At 69.7% G+C, this 20,574-nt stretch carries 11 protein-coding genes and 3 pseudogenes; 2 read left to right on the top strand and 12 right to left on the bottom strand.

All coding sequences use genetic code 11. From position 1 onward, the window contains the following. Positions 1 to 243: 243 nt before the first annotated feature. Entirely contained in the window at positions 244 to 2,691 is a 2,448-nt protein-coding gene (locus tag REH70_RS04285; RefSeq protein WP_310752574.1) for a DUF262 domain-containing protein, read from the bottom strand. 1,067 nt (positions 2,692 to 3,758) lie between these two features. Here REH70_RS04285 and REH70_RS04290 point away from each other — a divergent pair. Then, positions 3,759 to 7,124: a helicase-related protein gene (locus tag REH70_RS04290; RefSeq protein WP_310752576.1), complete on the top strand. Its 3,366-nt coding sequence runs from the start codon at positions 3,759 to 3,761 to the stop codon at positions 7,122 to 7,124. A 5-nt stretch (positions 7,125 to 7,129) separates the two neighbouring features. On the opposite strand, the gene REH70_RS04295 is transcribed toward REH70_RS04290, so the two are convergent. The 3 genes from REH70_RS04295 to REH70_RS04305 are packed head-to-tail and all read right to left on the bottom strand — an operon-like array spanning position 7,130 to position 10,910. Further along, positions 7,130 to 8,791, bottom strand: a complete 1,662-nt coding sequence (locus REH70_RS04295) for an Hsp70 family protein (protein ID WP_310752578.1) — start codon at positions 8,789 to 8,791, stop codon at positions 7,130 to 7,132. 11 nt (positions 8,792 to 8,802) lie between these two features. Next, entirely contained in the window at positions 8,803 to 9,600 is a 798-nt protein-coding gene (locus tag REH70_RS04300) for a hypothetical protein (protein WP_310752580.1), read from the bottom strand. A 35-nt stretch (positions 9,601 to 9,635) separates the two neighbouring features. Next, positions 9,636 to 10,910 carry a hypothetical protein gene (locus tag REH70_RS04305; RefSeq protein ID WP_310752582.1) on the bottom strand — a complete coding sequence of 425 codons (1,275 nt, stop codon included), beginning with the start codon at positions 10,908 to 10,910 and terminating at the stop codon, positions 9,636 to 9,638. A 175-nt stretch (positions 10,911 to 11,085) separates the two neighbouring features. Between REH70_RS04305 and REH70_RS04310 the strand changes: the two genes are divergently transcribed. Continuing rightward, the gene (locus tag REH70_RS04310) at positions 11,086 to 12,771 is read left to right on the top strand and encodes an NERD domain-containing protein (protein ID WP_310752584.1); all 1,686 of its coding nucleotides are present in this window, start codon (positions 11,086 to 11,088) and stop codon (positions 12,769 to 12,771) included. Positions 12,772 to 13,107: 336 nt separating this feature from the next. On the opposite strand, the gene REH70_RS04315 is transcribed toward REH70_RS04310, so the two are convergent. The 8 genes and pseudogenes from REH70_RS04315 to REH70_RS04355 all read right to left on the bottom strand — a co-directional run. After that, entirely contained in the window at positions 13,108 to 13,371 is a 264-nt protein-coding gene (locus REH70_RS04315; protein WP_310752586.1) for a hypothetical protein, read from the bottom strand. Between the two features lie 69 nt (positions 13,372 to 13,440). Then, complete coding sequence (locus tag REH70_RS04320) at positions 13,441 to 14,334, bottom strand: ABC transporter permease subunit (RefSeq protein WP_310752590.1); 894 nt, start codon at positions 14,332 to 14,334, stop codon at positions 13,441 to 13,443. Then, a pseudogene (locus REH70_RS04325) lies at positions 14,331 to 15,268 on the bottom strand (ABC transporter ATP-binding protein). The gene REH70_RS04320 and the pseudogene REH70_RS04325 overlap by 4 nt, the downstream one beginning before the upstream one ends. Positions 15,269 to 15,367: 99 nt before the next feature. Further along, positions 15,368 to 16,342: pseudogene (locus REH70_RS04330) on the bottom strand (NAD(P)-dependent alcohol dehydrogenase); the annotation flags it as partial. Continuing rightward, a complete protein-coding gene (locus REH70_RS04335; RefSeq protein ID WP_310752592.1) occupies positions 16,311 to 17,072 on the bottom strand; it encodes a DUF4386 domain-containing protein in 762 nt (253 codons plus the stop codon). The pseudogene REH70_RS04330 and the gene REH70_RS04335, both read right to left, overlap by 32 nt. A gap of 1 nt (position 17,073) precedes the next feature. Then, the gene (locus REH70_RS04340) at positions 17,074 to 17,370 is read right to left on the bottom strand and encodes a hypothetical protein (RefSeq protein ID WP_310752594.1); all 297 of its coding nucleotides are present in this window, start codon (positions 17,368 to 17,370) and stop codon (positions 17,074 to 17,076) included. 118 nt (positions 17,371 to 17,488) lie between these two features. Continuing rightward, complete coding sequence (locus tag REH70_RS20365; RefSeq protein WP_396134723.1) at positions 17,489 to 17,881, bottom strand: LuxR C-terminal-related transcriptional regulator; 393 nt, start codon at positions 17,879 to 17,881, stop codon at positions 17,489 to 17,491. Then, positions 17,855 to 20,408, bottom strand: a pseudogene (locus REH70_RS04355) (helix-turn-helix transcriptional regulator); the annotation flags it as partial. The pseudogene REH70_RS04355 and the gene REH70_RS20365, both read right to left, overlap by 27 nt. Between the last annotated feature and the right edge of the window lie 166 nt (positions 20,409 to 20,574).

Consider the following 20,574-nt stretch of genomic DNA (forward strand, 5'->3'; position numbering starts at 1 on the left):
GCTATGTCGCGCGCGGCGCATCGGGAGAGGACGAGGTCATGGCCCGGTGCCGCGGCGCTGGGCGAAAGCTATCGCGGAGGACCGACACTCGGAGCAGCGCAGCGCCTCGCCTGGCGAGCCGGGCCGAAGTCAGGACACGAACACCTGGACACGGTGCCATTGCACGTAGTCCGGAGGGGCGCGGCGTGGCCACGCGCGAGCATGGCCCGGCGCCGTAGCAGGGAGCGATGAGCAGCCAAATCCTCATGCACTCGTTTGAGCTTCCTGGATGACTTGCGTGAAGAGCTCAGCGGCTGACTCGTCCATCCAATAGCGAGCAGGGACTCCATCGATCCAACGTGACGGCATATGGTGGCCCAAGCTGGTTGCGACGCGACCTGGCCACGCGAGCGTTCCGGCGACGCCCCGAGCGTCGGTGCCCATGGCCGCGCCGAGTTCGGACGCTGAAACGGGATGCGGAGCGGCATCGAGCAACAACTTGAAGAAGTCCTTCGCCTGGTCGGAGATCTGCCGCCAGAATTGGGTGGCGGCATCGAGATCTCTCTCAGGGTCCCAGTGCTTCAGCCCGTCGGCACCCGGCGTGGTGTGCCCTCGGAACGCTTCCCGCACGTCGGCCAGGCGGCGCCCGTCAGGCAGCAACCAGAAAATCCAGCCATTGGTCATCCCGCCTCTGACATGCTTGCCCGCCGCCGACGGCGTTCCGAACTCTTGCCCCCCGATCTGGATCGTGCCGGACTCGGTCACCATCCCTGTGGTACCGGCCCACTTGCCGCCGCGCGCCCTCAGCACGACCCCGGGCTCGATGAGGCCAGCGGCGACCAGATGCTTAACCTCGACCCAAGCTTCCTCGTCGGCCTTTGCGTCTGCTACCTCGCCCACGTGGCCCTCGGGTACCGGCCAAGTGCGAAGCAGTGCGTCGATGATGTGGCCGGTGCGCTCATCGATCAGCTCTTCGGTCCAGCCGTCCGCCGACATCTCCCGCACTTGCCGGTTCATCAGCAGCACGTCGTACTTCGCAAGCTTTGCGCGCTTGCCCTGCTCGCCCAGCCACGGGGCGTTGGAGACTGAGGTGTTCAGCGCCTCGGTGAGCAGTGTGAGGTTGCCCAACCGGTGAACGTGATCGTTGCGGTCGATCTCCGCGGCGAGGCCTTCGACCGGCCAGTGTGTCTGCCACTTCTGAGGCAGCAGGTGTTCGATGGGGTACCCGCGCCGGGAAACCCTGCCGGCGTCGTACGCGGAACGCAGGTCATCCTCGACCGCTTCGAGGAACATCCGAAGACGTGCGCGCGGATAGCGGCGGTAGGCGCTCTCCGAGTGCAGCGTGCGTCGCAACTCGATGTCACCCGGCCAGTAGGTACTCGACACGCGCAGGCGGGAAAGATGCTCGGCAACCCTCGCCGGAAGCTCATGCGCTGGGGTCGAGCGGTGGACACGGATGATGTCGGCGACTGTGCGGCCGATTGCCGACAATGGCAACCGCATGAGCAAGCGGCGAGCGACCCAGCTCTCGACAGAAGCCACGACCTGGTCAACGACATGCCGGGGAAGATCGGAATCGGGTTCATGCAACCACAGCAGGATAGGCTTGAGTACTTCGACGCCCGCGGCCCCCATGCGGTAGATGCACATCTCAGTGGCGGAGAGGTTGCGGTCGGGCTCCGCGGCAGCCATCGTCCACCGCTCATACTGGTCGGCTTGTTTCTTGATCGTTGCGAGCAACTCACTCATCTTCTGCGTCGACCCGTGCTCGACGTAGTGCTTGAAGAGCGTGAATGTCTGCTTGGTCGAGACCTCCTCGGCGGTGCGAGATGTCAGCCATTGGTTCAGGAATAGCGATGACCGCGACATGAACAGTCGGCCGACCGAGACGTCCTGCTCCCAAAACTTGCGCTCGAACGGCCAGTCCTCGTGGTAGACCTTCCGGGTGTCGGCACCTTCGGCGTCGAGTCGCTGGAACACGAAGTTCTTGATCAAATCCGCGGCGGTCAGCGGAGTTCCACGTGCGTTCAGGGTCTCGAAAATTTCCTGGGAGTTCTCCGTCGACTTCAAGTCGATCACCACAAGCTGGAGACCCTGCTTCAAGACCGTGGCCAGGGCATCGGCTCGACGGGCCAGGCCGTTCGGGTCCACTCCTGCGAAGCCTTCGGTGAGCCATCCGCGCACTTCGGATACGAAGAAGGCGTGAGCCCGGGCGATCTTCGACCCGGCGTGCGCGAGGGCGCCGTGGTCGAACGGAGGCGCGGCGTTCATTACTTCGTCGAACGCGGCTCGATCGCGGTTGGTGTGGCGGATTTTCAACTGCTCCGCGGGTTCGGGTACAAACATCGGGGGGTTGTGAGTGAGCGACTGCAACTGCGCGGCTAGGGTCTCGAATCTGGTTTCGGTGAAGACCGTCGACGCGGCGTCGAGCATGATCTGCAGCGTCGTGAGTCGCTGCTGACCATCAATGACGTTGGACGCGGGCACCGCACCGGTGACGCCGTCGTGTGCCTGAAGAACTACGGCCCCGAGGAAGTGCGCTGCCACGTTGAAGGGGTTGGCAAGACGCAGGTTCGCCATGCGCTCGACGTCCTGCCATAGCGGCAGCCACTGCTCTTCCTCGTCCCAGACGTACGGGCGCTGGAAGAGCGGCACGACCAGGTGTTGGGGGAGATTGAAGATCTCCATCGGCGTGCGTACGTTCGTGTCCATCTGACCCCCGTCGACCGTGAACCTTTGCGACACGGTAGCCGAGCCACGCCAAGGCTCGTGCGATACCAAGGGGCGAAATCCGGGCCGCCGCGGAGTTGGCGCCGGTTCGACGTCCAGCTGGTGCCGAGCAGTCGCCCTCTTCCCGCTGGAGACGTGCCGCTCCGTACAACGGTCCTCCGACCGTGGCCGCCAGGCCGCCCAGGCGGCCTAGGACCCAACCGGAGGACCATGAGGCTGTGCCGCTTCGTGGCCTGTTTACCGCGAATCCGATGGACGATGCGGTTGGGCAGGTGCCCGGGCTCGGGCGCTCCATGCTAGCGCTGTCTGTGGCGCGCTGGGTGTGACTCCCTTACGCGTTGAGTACAGGGGAAGGAACACGGCGAGGTGTGCCTACTCCGCTGTGATCGCTAACCGGAGGGACAGGGTGAAGTTCGCAGGTGGTCCCTGAGTGGCCGGCGCACCCAGGCCCTGAGTGGCGTGGAGAATGCGTGCCGCACGGCCAGTGACGGCTCACGCTGAAGGTCCATGGGGCAAGTTGGTGCGGCGAGGCCAGCCGGTCCCTGCGCGCACTCCCATGGTCTCGGCGGTTGGAAGAGCGCAGATCGCGGCGACAGCTATCCACCGCGCGACCTGCCCTGGAGGTGCCGCGGGCGGCGCAGCTGTGCCGTGCCACGCCCCGTTAACCGGGTGCGACGCACCCATCGCGGGCCTGCGAAGGATACCGGTCTACGGCCGGGACCGACAGGTGATGGCTGCGTGGTAGGCGACACGGCGCCGCGGACGGGAATCGATGTCTGCCGCCCGCCCTGGCGGGCGGCATCGGACGGTGTCTCGTGGGCGGGCAGCCGGGTGATTTCCGCAAGTTGTGCACACGGGAACGGCTCGCGATGGCACGATCTAGCGAGCGAGGACCGAACCGGGCCCGGCAGGGCAAGTTGACGAGGGACAATTCTGTTGCAGAACGATGCCGGAAGTTGCGGGATCCCTTCGATGATGGAGGTTCAACGCCAGGGTATCGCCGGGGACTCGCTCGGCCTGAATGACGACGCGCACGGTGGTGGTCGGTGATGCCGGAGGACGACCTCTTCTACCGTCCCACCTCCGTCGGTCTGGCGTTCGAGGCAAGTGAGGATCTAGTTCGCGTCCTGGTGATCGGCTCCGCGCCCGACGCGCTCCGCGCGGAACTGGAACGCTTGCCGGCCGAGGTTCGGGAGTGCGCTCCATCCGCTTCGGACGGAGCGCTTCACGCGGGCTGTTACTCGATCTACCGCCGAGGCGAGTGGCACGGGCTCCTGGTCGTCGACGGCCAGCCCCCGGTGCAAGCGGGGAGCGCGCGCTATCAGTTTACGGACGACGGCCCACGTCGGCACCTGGGCTTCGCGAGGCTGGCGCTGGCGGAAGCGTGGGACGACGCGCGCCCGTTCCTTGGAGCCTCCGCGTTCTCCGTCAACGACATGGTGCGAATCGTTGGCGTCGAGACCCCGGGCCGAGTTCGCCGGGTGGTGGCGACGCCGGCGGGCCACCGCATCGAGGTGGCCGTCGACGGTGAGCTGAGGAACGTCGGTGAGGCGTCAATTGTCAAGATCGACGGGGATCCCCGTGACCCCAGATTCTGGCTCCAGCAAGCGCCGGCCTCGGCCGCGGATATTGCCCTGACGCTGACGTGGACCAAGTTGCGCAAGCCTCTGAGCAACGTGCTTTACTCGTTCCAGGCATCGAAGACCATCTTTCGGGCGTACCAGTTCATCCCCGCGTTGAAAATGCTTGGCTCGCCGACCGGGCGGCTCCTTATCGCCGACGAGGTCGGCCTCGGCAAGACCATCGAGGCCGGGATCGTTTGGTGCGAGTTGGAGCAGCGCTCGCCGCTGCGGCGGACACTCGTCGTCGTGCCGTCCTCTCTGACTCTCAAATGGCAGCGGGAGATGCGCCGAAGGTTCGACCGGCAACTCGACGTGATCAAGCCCCGCGAGCTCGATGGGCTTGCGGACCAGTTGCTCGACGGCGAGGACCCCGAGTTTCATGCCATCGTCTCCCTGGAGTCCCTTCGCGCGGCGACAGACACCTTGGAGCGGCTCACCAAAGTTCGCCCGCGATTCGACCTCGTCATCGTCGACGAGGCACACGCGCTTCGGAACGTCGGGACACGGTCGAACGTGCTTGGCGGGGTCCTATCTGACTGGGCGGACCACCTGTTGTTTCTGTCGGCCACGCCGATAAACCTCCGATCGGACGACCTCTACAACCTGTTGACCCTGCTCGACGACGGAATGTTTCCCGACGTCGACGTCTTCCGCCAGCAGCTCGAACCAAACACGCACCTCAACGCCGTCGCACGCCTCATCGCCGAAGACGCCGAGCCGGCGGCCGCCCGGATGCGCCTCAACGCCGTGGGCAGCACGTCGTTCGGCCAGACCATCACGGCCCGACCGGACTTCGAACGGCTCCGATCACTGCTCGAGTCAAGCCACGGCCTCTCGGACGCCGAGCGCTCCGAGGCGAAAGCCCTGGTCGCGGAGCTCAACACCCTCAGCACGGTCCTCGCCCGGACGCGCAAGGTCGATGTTCCCGACGCCAAGGCGGTCCGGGAGGTGCACGAGGTCCGCGTCGAGTGGACTGCTGCGGAGAAGGACTACTACGACAACATCGTCGGCTACTACATGAGCCGCGCTCTCGCTGCAGGGACGCCTCCAGGGTTCGCCATGCAGATGCCGCTGCGCCAGGCGGCGAGCTGCCTAGCGGCTAGCCAGGAAACGTTGCGCACGCGAGACGTCGCTCTGTTCCGGAGTTCCATTGATGACGCTGACCAGGAGCTCGAGGACCAAGAGTTCGAGGACCTGCACGGCGTCCCAGTGCTCGCCCGGTCACTCGGGCCAGACTCCAAATTCGAGACCCTGCTTACCAAGCTGCTCGACCTGCGCCGGCAGGGCATCAAGCAGGCGATGATCTTCTCCACCTTCCGAGGAACGATCTCCTACCTAACAAGCCGCCTGAGTGCCGAGTTCACCGTCCGAGCGATGCACGGCGGCGTGAAAATGGAGGACCGCCAAGCCATCATCGATGACTTCCGCGCCGGGAATTTCGAGGTTCTTGTGGTGAGCGAGGTCGGTTCGGAGGGCCTCGACTTCGAGTTCTGCAACGTCCTGGTCAACTACGACCTCCCGTGGAACCCGATGCGCGTCGAGCAGCGCATCGGTCGTCTGGACCGGTTCGGGCAGCAGCACGAGAAAATCCTCGTCATCAACATGCACATCCCCGGCACGATCGAGTCGGACATCATCGCGCGCCTATACAACCGCATCGACATCTTCCGCAACTCCATCGGAGACCTGGAGCCGATCCTGCGCGACGAGTTCCGGGATGTTGCCACCAGGTTACTGGACCCGGCATTGACCCCAGAGCAGCGGCTTCGCCGCGCGGACGAGGTCGCGCTAGCCATCGAGACCCGCAGCGCTCAAATCAGGAAGCTCGAGACGGAGCGAGCGACGCTGACAACGATCGACCAGCTCCGGGTTGACGGGATGACAGAATCCGGCCCTGCCGACGGCCGCTACGTCGGCGCGAGCGAGATCGAGTCCCTCATCGATCGGTTGGTCCGGTCGACCGGAGCGACACTCGGCCCCGCGCGTCGCAAGGGCGTGCATGTCCTGCGGGGCAACTCGGAACTGGCCGAGCGATTCTTCCAAGTCCGACGGCGCCAGCGGAAGGCCGACATCGGGAGCAAGTACCCCGTCGCCAACCTTGAGGGACGGCTGCGTGCGGGCGAGGCATTAGAGATGACGTACGACGCCGAGATCGCCAGCCGTCACGACGTCGAGCTGCTTTCGGCTCGGCATCCTCTCGTGGACGTAGCACTGGCAACGCTCGAGTCCGACGACCTCCACCTGCGCCGATTCGGTCGGGTGGCCGTACCCGGCGTGGCGCGCGGGCGGCGGTTCGCCGTCCAGGTCGACCTTGTCGAGACCACCGGCGTGCGGCCGACTCGCGAGCTCGTCGCCACCGCCATCGATGTCGACCAAGGCACCGTGTCGGATAGCGTCGGCAGCGCGGTATTAGCCGCTCTTGCCGCAGGCACGCTTCGCGACGCGCCAGCGGAGGGGTGGGACGGCGTCCGGCGCTTTCACCGGCAATTGGAGTCGGCTTCGTGGGCGCGCCTTGCGCCCGAGGAGGAGCGGCGCCGACTCGACAACGATGCCCTTGTCGCGGCGCGTGCCCAGTCCCGGCGCGAGTCGCTGCTCGTCAAAGAGCGCCGGGCGCAGGCAAGCCTCGAGACCGTACGCGCAGACGGCCGCGACCCGCGCGTGATCCGTATGAACGAGGGGCGCCTGCGCAACATTCGAGCGGAACTCGAAGCCCTGGAGTCGACCGCGGCGGCAGACCGGGACATGTCGATGTCCGTGCACACAGTCGCGCTGCTGGACGTCGCCGGAGCCTGAGGCGGCTACTTCGTGTCCCAGGCGCGCCGGTCGTCGGGTACCCAGCGTGTCTTCTCCACGCGAACGGAGAGCTTGCCGTGCCCGGCACGGAGTGCCGGCCAGCGCTCGATTCGTAGGCTCTGCTGCTCACCGCGGCCGTCAACGATGCCCATCGTCCCGTCTGGTGCCAAGGTGAATCGCGGGTTGCCGAAACCGAAATTCACGCGAAGGCCCTCGGTCTGGACACCGTTGGAGTCCCGCATGGCGACGACCGAACCGTCGAGCGCCACGACACGCAGCGTCGCGTATCCCGACCGCGGGAGCCTGCCTGCTTCGGCGGGCTCGTGCGCGGTCGCTCCGTCCGGCCACGAGTACGACAGCCGCATTTTGCTCTGCGCCTCCCACCATCGATAGAAGGGCGTGTGCGCCCGGTAGAGGGTGATCGGCGCGCGGCCCGGGATGTCGAGGACGAAGTCAAACCCAGGAAGGTGGAGGTTCACCTGCTCGTATGAGACATCCTCGGCCAGCCCCGTCGCGATCGCTTCCTGGGAGGTGAAGCCCGAGAATGTATGGATCTGCGATGCCGCGAGCCGGTCACTGAGGAAGCGCGCGACTCCAGGGATGCGTGACATCCCCCCGACGAGGACCACGTGGTGCACCGTCTGCAGCAGCTCGTCCATCGCCATGGCCCTGAGGCCGACCGTTGTCACGAGATCCTCGCGGGTGGTTCGGTGCTCCCAGGTGAGGAGAGCGGCTCGCAGAGTGGACTCCACGAGTCGCCAGGCGCGGTCCAACTGGGGCCGCAGGCAGTCGTCGAGCTGCCCGACCGTGTAGGTGAGCCGAGGCAGGTCGACATCGCGGTAGTCGAAGTAGACGTCCGCGACATCACTGTCTGTGAGCGCGATCTTCACTTCAGTTGCTGCGCGTGCGATGTACGCGCGGGCCACGGCCGGTTGAGGCAGATCCGCGACGGTCACGCCACGGTCGGCCAGCATGGACTCCAGGTCTTCGGCGATCGTCTCGTCGAGCTTGTCGCCGGCCTCGTCCACGCCGTTGGAGGCGAGCACGTAGATCTGGGGGTCGCGCGCCGGCCCGGTCGTGACGTCGAGAATGGCCACGTCGAGCGTGCCGCCGCCCATGTCGAAGATCAGGACCCGATCATTGTCGAGGTACCTGCGCGCCCGGTGCTGCTCATTGATCCACATAAGCCCGGCTGCGATCGGCTCGTCGATCAGGGTCGACGCACCCACGCCGAACCCGGCCTTCTTCGCGAGATCGAGAAGGCGGGTGCGCTGGTCGGCGTCCCACATCGCCGGGCAGCCGAGCCTGACCCTTCCCTCTTCGGTGATGTCCAGCTGGTTGTCGCGGCTCCGCTGGGCGACCTCGACAAGTATTGCGCTGATGACGTCGTCGGTCCTGGCGGTCACCGAGCCGTCCAGGCTGGTGATCGTCTCCTGCCGGCGTGTGATGGCACGCTTGACCGAGCGGATGAGCGTGCCAGGGCTTCGCCGCTCGGCGTGCTCACCCGCGAGGAATTCGCCGGCATCACCGGTGGTCACGACGGAGGCGAGCCACGGGTCGCTCTGGCCGATCGGCACGACGGCGGACCTTCCTGCGGCGTGGCCCTCGGCAACGAGCGTGGTGCTCGTGCCGAAGTCAATACCGACCGTGTACGAGTGTGCTGTCACGTCCAGTCTCCCTAGGCCACCTGCTCGACCAGCGCTCGGGCGAGCACGATCTCGCCGTCAGGTCCAGCCCATGTGTACCCGCAGTGTCTGACAACGACTGCCACTCCTGCCGGGGCAGTAGGCCCTACCAGGTCGTGCTTGTCCGGTTCGTACTCAAGCGTCGCGCCGACCTCACCCAAAGGCAGCAGTCCGTGCCGTGCAGTCATCGCGCGGACGCGCGCCGTGACGCGCTCGGCCGGCTGCTGGTCGATCGACTTCTCGACGTAAGTGGCCAGCGCCGCAAGCCCTCGCATGGCGTCGATCTGTGCCTGACGCGTCTGCGAATCACGGAGCCGGTCCGTGGCATCACCAGCCGTACGAAGTCGCTCCTCGGCCGCCTCCAGCCGCCGTTCTGCACGCTCGGCCCGCTCGCGAGCGACTCGCGCATCGTGGAGTGCCGCGTCCTGCCCCGAGTGTGCGCGGGCCGCATCTGCTTGGAGCGCCTTTCGGCCGGGCTCATCGCGGAGCGCCGACATCCACGTTCTCAGTACGCCGTCGTCGGCGGCGGCCCGGCCTAACGCTGCGTCCACCGTGGCGGGGAGTGCAGTCTTTGCGAGCACTACCGGCGCAGCGAGCAGATGCATGACCCGCCGGCGGGTGATCGCCTCCTCCAGGGCCGTTACGTACCGCGGGCGTACGACGGAGGACTGAACTGCCGGGTGATCGAGGAGCGGGCCGATGAGCCCGTCCGCTGCGGCTATCAGGTCATCGGTGGTGACGTCGCTCCACCACCGCGAGTCGCTGGCTGCCGCGGCATCGGCGGAGTTCACCGCAGCGATTAGCTGCGCCCGCCCGCCCGCTTTCGTTAGGGGAGCGCCGCGCTCCTGCGAATGAGCTTGTCCCTGTCGCTGACCGGCAGGCTGCTCCACCGGGCCGAGTTGACCCGCACTATCTTGGCGGCCGCGGCCACGAGCGCCTCGACCCGATCGTCGCCCTCCGGCAACGCTTCGGAGAGGGCAGCGCGGACGATCGAGCCGAGGTCCAACTGGTCCACCCGCTCGCTTCGCAAGACACGGTCGATCAGCCGACCGAATGCTACGAGACGGTCCTTTCCTCCCCGTTGATGCGCACTGCGCGCCTCGTCCGTGGCGCGGTCCAGTAACGCGCCCGCCCCACCCGCGCCGATCAGGTGGACGACGTCGACCTTGTCGATGAGCTTTGAGTTTCGCGCGATCCCGAGCATGAACATCTTCTGCCCGTTCTGGAGGCGGGGCCAGGCAACCTCAAGCACTTCATCTGCGATCGCCGCGAGGGCGGCGCCACTTTCCAGCGCACGAAGGCCCGCCGCGGCGCAGACGCGTCCGGCGTCCTGCCCCGTTAGAACTGCGAAGAGTGCCTGGATTGCCGTCGGCTGCTCCATGATGTGAGGCTCGAGGTCCGTGATCTTGACGTCGAGCGGACGCCCACGAGCGAGGCGGAGTAGGTCTTTCCCCGTGTCGCGGGCCCCGAACTCGCCAGTGCTCCCACGGTGCTCGTCGCCGCGTGCCGCGTCGGGAGTCTCGCGAGGCGGCTTCGACGCCGAGCCGACAGCTGCCTCCGGGATTGCTCGATCGACGGAGGGAGAAGTCAGTCGATCAACGGGCGCCGCTTCCGGGAGGGGCTTCGGAGCCTCGTCGAGTGGGGGTGGCGTCGCCGACGCTTGACGAAGCCGATAGGCGCGCTGGGCTCCGTCGCCGATGACCCGGACGTCGGGACGGGACTCGAGCGCTGCTCTGGCCTTCTTCCATGCGGAACGCGCGTCCACGGCGTTGATGCCTGCGGCCGTGAGCGACTCGATCAGTTGCCGAGACGTGCGAGCGCGCTCCTGGGCGACCATAAGGGCAGCGAAGACCTCCGACGGGTCGGCGACGAGCAACCGCTGGACCTCGTCCGGCTCCGTCGCAAGCCGGTGTTGCAGCCCGCCGGCGACCATGCCGAAGAAGCGGCCGCCGTCCGCGGAAATCCCGCCCGGCCGGACCTCCTCCTCCGTTCCGTCCGGCCACCTGACGAGCCAGGCGCCACCGCGCTCGGACACGACCTCGCCGATCCGACGAACGGCCCGGTCGGGGCCCCGTTCGACCATCACGCGCTCGCGATTCACAGCCGGGACTCTACCGATCGCGGCTGCACCACCAGGACTGTGCTCGCGGCACGTCACGGCGACGCCTGGGTGGGGACGGTGTCCGTAAGCCCGCGAAGGCGGTGCCGTGAGACGGCGGGCGGAACAGCGCGAGCGGTCGCTCGCGCCGAGCTCCTTTTCCGCTACACATGGACTCGTGCCGCGCCTCTTCCCCGAACACCCGCGCTTCCCCGCCGATTACGGTGCCGAGCGAGCCGTTTGGCAAGCGCTCCACGATCAGTTGCCCGATGACGCTGCTCTCTTCGCCGGTCGGCGGCTTCTCGCCAACGGGGAGGAGCGCGAGCTCGACCTGGTCGTCGCATGGCCGGGCGTCGGCATCGCGACGATAGAGGTCAAGGGTGGCCACATCACCCACGAGGCCGGCGCGTGGTTTCAGGGAAGTGGGTCGAACCGACACCGGATCTCTCCGGTTGAGCAGGTCCAGGATGCGCGGCACCTCCTGACGACGATGCTGAGCCGACGGCGCCTTGCCGCCGCCTACGCACGCACTGCGCACCTCGTCTCCTTTCCCCAGTTTCGCGTGCCCCGGGATTGGGAGATTGCCGAGGCGCCGCGGGAAATCGTCATCGACCGCGACGACCTTCCGACGGCCGCGCAGCGTGTCAAGCACGCCATCGAGCATCAAGGCGCCGGACATCGGCCTCTCGACACGCCCGCGCTCGAGGGGCTCGTCGACCTCCTGGCCGGCACCATGCCGACGCAACTGGAACTGCTGTCGGAGGCAGCAGCGCACGAGGACCGGGTCGAGCAGCTCACGCGGGACCAGGCGCGCATTCTCGACATGCTCCGTGACCACCCCCGGCTCCGTGTCATCGGCGGGGCGGGCAGCGGAAAGACTTGGTTAGCTCTCGAGCAGGCGCGGCGTCGGGCCAAGGCCGGCGAGCGCGTAGCACTCCTCTGCTACTCACGCGGCCTAGCTCGTTACCTCGAGCGAGTGACAGAAAATTGGCCGCGTCACCAGCGACCCGCGTACGTTGGGTTGTTCCACGACCTGCCGAGGAACTGGGGCGCCGAGGCAGGGGCCGACGACGACTCCGACTACTGGGAGATTCGGCTGCCCGCCATGCTTGGTAAGCTCGCCGCCGGACGCTCCCGATCCGAACTATTCGATAGCGTTGTCGTCGACGAAGCGCAGGACTTCGGTGAGCAGTGGTGGATCTCGCTCATGCAGTGCCTACGCGACCCGCACCACGGTGGCCTCTTCGTGTTCATGGACGAGGCGCAGCAAGTGTTCGGCCGGAGCGGCGCCGTCCCGATCGCCGCCCCGCCGATCGTGCTCGACGAGAATCTGCGGTCCACCAAGCAAATCGCCCAGGTCTTCGGTGCCTTCACCGACGACCACGTCCGACCGCGCGGTGGCGCCGGGCCTCGCGTGCGGCTCGTCGAGGCTTCTCCCAACGAGACGATCCGCGCGGGCGATAGCGCAGTCGAGGCCCTGCTCGACGAGGGGTGGCGACCCGGCCAGATCGCGCTCCTGACGACCGGGACGCGGCACGAGGCTCAGCGGATCGCCGTGGAGCACTCGAGCCATCAGGCCTACTGGGGCGCCTTCTTCGACGAGACGGACGTCTTCTATGGCCATGTCCTGGGCTTCAAGGGCTTGGAGCGCACAGTCGTCGTGCTTGTCGTCAACGGCTTCCGCGACGAGGAGCGCGCCCGCAAGCTGCTCTACACCGGGCTGTCGCGAGCGAGGGTGCTCTTGGTCGTGGTCGGACCGCGCCAGGAGATCGAGCGGCTGGGCGGCCCGGCCGTGGTGCGCCGCCTCCGTGATGCGGAGGAGTGGCCGCTGCAGGACGAGGACCACGCCGACAACGAGGCGTAACGGGCATCGTGTGGCGCGCTCGCGTAGGGAGAGGCAAGCCCGCCGGACCGGGGCAGCGGGGCGCCGACGGAGGCCCCGCGGCGCATGCCGACGCCCTCACCGCGACGCGGCTGGACCTGGGCAACCCTGACCTGCCGCCCAGGGCCCAAGGAACTGCACCGGGTTCTACGGTCATAGCCCGCTGATTCAAGAGCGGCTGGCGCGTCGCCCAGTTGGAGGCCGAGTGGTCTAGGCTCCCTTTCGGCCCGACGCGGTGAGCCGCACGTGCCGAGCCGCGGCGTAGGCGGGAGCCAGCCTCGACTACGGTTCGGCGGGGCGGCACGGGTGTTGACCGCGTCAACGGACGAGCCGATCGAGCCACACCGAACCCGTCGGTAGGCCCGTATTCCCGCTGGTCAGGGCTTCGAGAGGCGTGGTGCAGGACGACTCCAGCGGATTCGATTCCCGCCAACTCGACGCCACAGGGCCCACGAGATACCGGCCGATGCAGGCGACGGCGGCGGTGACGATGTTGCTGGCCGCGCGAGCAAGGCGAAGCGAACCGCTCTGGCTCTCCGAGGGAGCCACCCGGTCGACCGCCTGCTCGCTGAAGGCCTCCACCGGTTTCGGCTGAGGCCTTCAGTAGTGACGAGTAGTGCGGTGTGCCAGCTGCCCCGTCAGCAAAGGCTGTCACGCGTCCCGGCGGCGCAGGCTCACGGCCCCCGCGACGAGAGGGACGACGGCGTACAGAGCGATGGTGACGAGCCCCTCCTGAGCGCTGAGGGCGACCCCCTGCACGGAGGTGCCGCTCGCGGCGATGAAGGCCGAGGAGGCGGGCAGCGGCAGGTAGCTGACGAGGGTCTCGACCCAGTCCAGGCTGATGAAGCTCAGCAGCCCGGGGAGGACGAGCAGGACGGTCAGCGCGAGGGTGACCGTGGCCGCGGTGGACCGCAGCAGGGTGCCGAGGCCGAGCGAGAAGAGTGCGGCGGCGACGAGGAAGTAGACCGTGCCGCCGAGCACCCGCCAGGTGGCGGCATCGTCCAGGGCGGGGACGAGGTCGTACTCCGACAGAGCGGGCATGGTCACGAGGTAGGCCAGGACCGCGCCGATGAGCGTGACCGCGGTGGTGAGCACGACGAGGGCGATCCCCTTGGCCGCCAGGACGGGCAGGCGGGCGGGGACGGCGGCGAAGGTGGAGCGGATCATGCCGGTGGAGTACTCGCCGGTGATGAACAGCGCGCCGAGGACGGCGATGGTGAGCATGGCGATCTGGAAGCCGCCGGAGATCACCTCGGCACCGTGCATCTCCGCCAGGGCAGGTGCCATGACCGGGTCGTCGGCCATCGCGCCCAGGGAGCTCGCGGCGGCCAGGGAGATCAGGGTCATGAGCGCGGCGGTGACGCCCAGGGTCCACCACGTCGAGCGCAGCGAGAGCAGCTTGATCCACTCCCCGCGCATGACGCCGGCGAACGTGCTGTGGGGCGTGCCGTCGGCAGGGGCGACGGTCGAGGCGGTGCCGGCGATGCCGGCGATGCCGGCGGTGCCGGCGGTGACCTCTGGCGAGGTCGTGGCGAGCGTGCTCATCGGTCCTGACCCTTCACGGCGGTGGTGGCGGTGGGCTCGGAGCGGTACTCGACCGCGTCCTGGGTGAGGCTCATGTAGGCCTCCTCGAGGCTGGCGCTGCGGGGGGCCAGCTCGTGCAGCAGCAGGCCGTGGGCGAAGGCGAGCTCGCCCACGTGGTCGGCCGTCACGCCGCGGACCTCGAGCGTGCTGGGCCCGGGGAGGTGACGGCGGCGCCCTGGGCGGTGAGCAGCGCCGCGAGCTCGGTGGCGCGCGGGGACCGGACGCGCACGCCCCCGCCGGAGACGGAGTCGATGACGTCCTGGACGGGGCCGGCGGTGATGATGCGGCCCCGCCCGATGACCAGGAGATGGTCGGCGGTCTGCGCCATCTCGCTCATGAGGTGGGAGGACAGGAAGACGGTGCGGCCCTCGGCGGCCAGGCCCCGCACGAGCTGACGGACCCACTGCACGCCTTCGGGGTCGAGCCCGTTGACGGGCTCGTCGAGGATGAGCGTGCGGGGGTCGCCGAGCATCGCCGACGCGATCCCCAGGCGCTGGCCCATGCCGAGGGAGAACCCTCCGACGCGCCTGCCGGCCACCGTGTGCAGCCCGGTCATGTCGATGACCTCGTCCACCCGTGACGCCTTGATGTGGTGGGTGGCGGCCATGGTGCGCAGGTGGGACCGGGCGCTGCGCCCCGGGTGGACGGCCTTGGCGTCGAGCAGCGCGCCGACCTCGCGCAGCGGGGAGCGGTGGTGACCGTAGGGCTTGCCGTTGACGGTGACGCTGCCGGAGGTCGGCCGGTCCAGGCCCATGATCATGCGCATGGTGGTCGACTTGCCGGCGCCGTTGGGCCCGAGGAACCCGGTGACCGACCCCGGCGGGATGGTGAAGCTGACGGTGTCCACGGCCGTCGTGTCGCCGTAGCGCTTGGTGAGCTCGCGTGCCTCGATCATGACCGGTGTCCTTCGGGGTGGGGGTGGGTGTCGCGGCGGGCCTGCTGGTCCTCCTCGGCGGCGTGACCGCCGAGCGGGGTGGATGCGGACGACGACGCTGCCGCGCTTGCGGCCGGTGTCGGTGAGCCGGTGGGCGGTGGCGATGTCATCCAGGTCGACGGTCGCCTCGCGGACGGGCTGGAGGTGCCCGGCGTCGGCGAGGTCCATGAGGTGGGCGAGGTCGTCGGCGAGGTACGGCCCGGGGGTGACGACGACGCGGTGACCGGAGCGGCGGGTGTGCCAACCGGCGGTCAGCAGGCCGGCGAGGTCGGCGACGACGAGCAGGAGGGCGCCGCCCGGCGTGAGCAGGTGCCGGGCGCGGGGGTAGGGGAGGTTGCCCACGCAGTCGACGACGACGTCGTACCGGCCGGGCGCGGCCGTGACGTCCTGCCTCGTGTGGTCGACGACGCGGTCGGCGCCGAGCCGGGTCACCAGGTCGGCGTTGCGACCGCCGCAGACCGCGGTGACGTGTGCGCCCGCGTGCTTGGCGAGCTGGACCATCGCGGTGCCGACGGCGCCCGAGGCGCCGTTGACGAGGACCGTGGCCCCCCGTCGCAGGTCGACCTGCTTGAGGTAGGCGCGGGCGGTGATCCCGCCGAAGACGAGGGTGACGGCGTCCTCGACGTCCATCGCGACCGGCTTGAGCGCGATCGCGCCGCCCTGAGGCACCACGGCGTACTCGGCGTGCCCACCGAACCGGGCGCCGAGCATCGCGACGACGTCGTCGCCGGGCGTGAAGCGGGTGACGGCCGCCCCGACCGCGGCGACGGTCCCGGCGGCGTCCATGCCGAGCACGGGGCGCCGGGGTCGGCGCACCCCCAGCGTGAGCACGCTGGGAAGCCACAGGCCGGCCGGCACGTCCAGCGCGCGCGCCCGGCGGTCGGCGGTGCTGACGGTGCTGGCCCGGACCTGGATGAGGACGTCGTCGTCACCGACGACCGGCAGGGGGACGTCCTCGACGTGGACCACGTCGGGGGCCCGAACCGGTGGTGGACCGCGGCCCTCATCGGGGCACCGCCACGGCCGGCGCGCCACGGAGGGCAGGGGCGGTGAGGATCGGGACAGGCCGGAAGCCCTTGACCATGAGGTAGACGCCGAGGCTGAGCTCCCAGAAGAAGATCCCCGGCAGGGCGATCGCGCTGAGCACGCTGAGCTGCTCGTTGACCCCGAACATGGTGAGCAGGTTCGCGACGAGCAGGAGCGGGGCGCCGACCAGCCCCAGGAGCGGGATGACGCGCGGCACCAGCCCGGACCGGTACATCAGCGGCGCCAGCACGAGGGCGTTGGCGACCGCCATGCCCGGCCCGAGCAGGAAGGCCCAGTCGTGCACCGCGATGAGCCCGCTCGCCACGGCGACCTGCGCCCCGGGGTCGTCCACCCCGGCATCCCCGGCGGCCTGCTGACGGAGGGTCACGACCGCCAGCGTCGTCAGGATCGCCGTGAACAGCACCGAGGCCTCGATCAGGCGGGTGGCGACGAAGCCGAGCGCGAGCGTGCGGTTCTGCCGCTTCACGACGGGGTACAGGACGACCGCCGTGCCGACGCAGGCCAGGATGTTGACGATGTCGAGGACCGCGGCGAGGACGATCCGGTCGTCGACGCCCGCGCCGAGGACGTACGTCGGGTCCAGGGCAGGGCCGGTCAGGAGCGCGGCGGGGATGGAGCTGAGGAACGTCAGGACGTACAGGGCGCCACCCAGGAAGGCGGTCCGCCGCAGGAGGTCCGGCGAGGGAGGTGCCGGCAGCGCCGGCGCGTGCGTGGTCATGTCAGTGCCCTTCGGCGTGGGTGGAGGAGGTGGCCGGTGACGCGGGTGCGTCGTCGTGCTCGGCGGTGACCTGGGTGACGGAGACGATCGGCAGGCCGACGTCACGCACCTTCTGCAGCAGCCCGTGCAGCGCGGCCTGATCGGGGACGGCGCCCCGGATGGTGGTCGTGCCGTCGTCGGTGCTGACGACGTCCAGGCCGTCGAACCAGGCCGACCAGCGGGCTTCGAGGCGGCCCCGGACACGGATGGCGTAGGTCGGGTCGCCGGGGTGGCCGGTGGGTGCGGATGAGGAGGTCATGACGCCCTTCCTGCCTGCGTGGTGCGGTGTGCTCGCACGCTAGGAAGGAGGTGGGTGAGGGCGGATCACCACCCTTGGTGATCCTGTGGGTGATCCTCGAGGGCGCGCTCGCGGCGTCTTAGCGGGGACCCGGCGCGCCGGCCGAGGTGAGGAGCCCGAGCTCGTGAGCGCGGCGCACGGCTGCGCGGCGGCTGTTGACGCCGAGCTTGGTGTAGATGCTCTTGGTGTGCGTGCGCACCGTGTTGACGCTGACGACCAGGGTGCGGGCGATGTCGGGGCCGTCGAGATCCGAGGCGAGCAGGCGGACGACGTCGATCTCGCGGGCGCTGAGCGGGTCCACGAGGGCCCGGGTCGGTGCACCGGTCGGCGTCGTCGGGCGGGCTGCGGCCAGGATGCGGCGCGTGTGCGCCGGTGCGTCGGCTCGGGCGGCCAGGGCCCGGAGCAGGGCGAGCACGGGCGCGCCCTCGTCCAGGAGCAGGCGGACGTAGCCGGGGTCGTCCGCCCGGGTCACGGCGTCGGCCAGCGTCGTGACCGCTGCCCGGTCGTCGCCGGCGATCTGCTGAGCCACGGCGCGCAGCACGAGCACCTCCACGACGGTGCCCGCGCGTCCGCCGCCGGCGGCGGCCACCTCGAGGCGGTCCAGCAGCCGGGTGGCGTCGTGCAGCCGCGCGCGGTCGCCCTCGCGGGCCCGGGCCAGGAGGAGACGGACGACGGTGAGGTGCGCGAACTCGTGGACGTAGGCGAGGTCGTCGTCGGCGGTCACGTGTGCGGCGCGCGCCCACGCCTCGGCCGCCGCGAGGTCACCCGTGCGGATCCGGAGCCGTGCCCGGACCGCAGCCAGGGGCGCACGTCGGGGGAGAAGTCGGTGGTGAGCACGGGCTCGGCCTCGTCCAGGAGCAGCACCGCACCGGTGATGTCGCCGTCCGCCTCGCGCAGGCGCGCGGACTCCAGCAGCCAGCGGTAGGCGTTCTGCGGCAGGCCCGCGTGCTCGCCCAGGTCGTGCGCGGACTGCAGGTGAGCCCGGGCGGCGTCGAGGTCCCCCTGTTCACCCAGCACCCGGGCGAGGCCCACGTGCATGTCCGCGGTGCCGCGCAGGGAGGGTCCTGGGCGGTGCCCAGTCGCAGGCCCGCCGCGAAGGTGGCGGCGGCGTCCGCCAGGCGGCCCTGGGCCACCTCGATGTCGGCCCGCGCCAGGGAGCACCCGAGCACGTCGGGCAGGTTGCCCGCGCGGCGCAGGTGGTCGATGGAGTCGCTGTACCACCGGTGGGCGTCGTCGAGCCCCCCGCGGTACCAGTGCGCCAGGCCCAGCAGCCCCGCCGCGCTGCCCCGGACGACGTCGTTGTCCGGTCGCGCCAGCTCGAGCACGCGGTGGGCGTGCCCGAGCGTCGCCGTGAGGTCACCGGTCAGGAGCGCCTGGGCCGCGCGGTACATCGCCACCGCGGCGGGGAGGTCGGCGTACGCCGCGGCGTCCACGATCACCGGTCGCTCCTCCGCGGGGCCGGCGACATCGGTCCTGGCGGTCAGCCAGTGCTCCACCTCCGCCAGCCGGCGGTCGACGCCGTCGAGCTCTCCGCGGACCATCAGCGCGCCCACGTAGCCGACGTTCAGCACGGGCCGCACCCGCAGCACCTCGTCCGGGATCGCCTCCATCCGTGCGCGCAGCGTCGCCTCCTGCCGGTTCCGGCTCAGGGTCGGGAGGGCGAGCTCGAGGAGGTCGGCGGCGCGCTCGAGGTCGCCGCCGGCCACGGCGTGCCGGAACGCTTCGTCCGGCTCGCCGTGGGCCTCGTACCAGCGGCTGGCGCGGGCATGCAGCACGGGGACCAGGTCGGGCTCCTCGTCGAGCAGGCGTGCGCGCAGGACGTCGCCGAACAGGCGGTGGTAGCGGTAGGCGTGGCGTCGGTCGTCCAGCGGCACGACGAACAGGTTCTGCCGCTCGAGGGAGGCGAGCACGGCTCGCGACCCGTCGCGGCCCACGACGGCGTCGCACAGGGAGGCCTCCATGCGGCCGAGCACGCTGGTGTGCAGGAGGAATCGTCGGACCGGCTCGGGCTGGCGGGCCAGGACCTCCTCGAGCAGGTAGTCCACGACGAACCGGTCGTCGCCGGCGAAGCCGGCGATGAAGCCCGACACGTCCGGCCGCCCCTGCAGGGACAGCCCCGCCAGCTGCAGGGCGGCGATCCACCCCTCGGTACGGTCCGCCAGGGTTCCCACGTCCGAGGCGTTCAGCTCCAGCCCCATCACGTCGGTGAGGTAGGACGCGGCCTCGCCGGTCGTGAAGCGCAGGTCGCTCGCGCGGACCTCGACCAGGTCGCCGCGGGCTCGCCAGCGGGCCAGCGGCAGGGCAGGCTCGGTGCGCCCGGCGAGGACGACGTGCACGTGCTCCGGGAGGCGTTCGAGGAAGGTGGTGACCTGGCCGCGGACCTCGACCGACTCCACGACGTGGAAGTCGTCCAGCACGAGCAGCAGGTCCTCCCCGACGGCCGCGAGGTCGTTGAGCAGGACCGGAAGGACGGCATCGACGGGTGTCTGTGCCGCGGTGAGCAGCTCCTGCGCGCGGGCGGTGACCTGCGGTCGGACGGCGTGGAGGGCGGCGACGACGTAGCGCCAGAACACGACCGGGTCGTCGTCGGACGGGTCCAGCGACAGCCAGGCCGCTCCGGCGGTCGCCGGGTCGGTCTCCAGCCACTCGGTGAGCAGGGTCGTCTTGCCGAAGCCCGCGGGGGCGGAGACGACGGTCAGGGGCGCCAGCGCGGCGTCCGCGAGGCGGTGCAGGAGGCGGGGCCGTTCGACGTGGGCCCGGCGCCGCCGGGGGACGCGGATCTTGCTCTCGAGAACGAGGTCGGTCATCGCCGTCTCCGGTCGGCCCCTCCGCAGCGCCTCGGACGCGGGCCGGGTGCCGGGCGCCGACGCACCGGGGGAAGGCTCCGACCGTAGTCCTCGAGGCGGCAACGCGGCACGGGTCTGGGCCGATCGGACGACTGCATCGGTTCTTCGCCGGCGACCGGTGGGACCGCGCCGTGCGCGCGGCGCTGCGCACATGGCGCCGAGCGCTGGCTCCGTGGCGAGGCGGTGGTCGACGACGGCGTCGGGCGGTGACCATGGAGCGGGAGCGTCGGCGGGAGGTCGCCTGCCGGCCGGTGCGCCCGGCCGAGGACGGGTGACGAGGGGCTCCCCACCCGACGTGCGTCGGGTGGGGAGCCCCTCG

The organism is Cellulomonas sp. ATA003, assembly GCF_031582905.1.
Classification (GTDB): Bacteria; Actinomycetota; Actinomycetes; order Actinomycetales; family Cellulomonadaceae; genus Pengzhenrongella.

Bases quoted from the DNA above. Each gene is read 5' to 3' on its own strand.
- REH70_RS04285 (WP_310752574.1), bottom strand. From the start codon at position 2,691: ATGGACACGAACGTACGCACGCCGATGGAGATCTTCAATCTCCCCCAA.
- REH70_RS04290 (WP_310752576.1), top strand. From the start codon at position 3,759: ATGCCGGAGGACGACCTCTTCTACCGTCCCACCTCCGTCGGTCTGGCG.
- REH70_RS04320 (WP_310752590.1), bottom strand. From the start codon at position 14,334: ATGAGCACGCTCGCCACGACCTCGCCAGAGGTCACCGCCGGCACCGCC.
- REH70_RS04335 (WP_310752592.1), bottom strand. From the start codon at position 17,072: ATGACCACGCACGCGCCGGCGCTGCCGGCACCTCCCTCGCCGGACCTC.
- REH70_RS04340 (WP_310752594.1), bottom strand. From the start codon at position 17,370: ATGACCTCCTCATCCGCACCCACCGGCCACCCCGGCGACCCGACCTAC.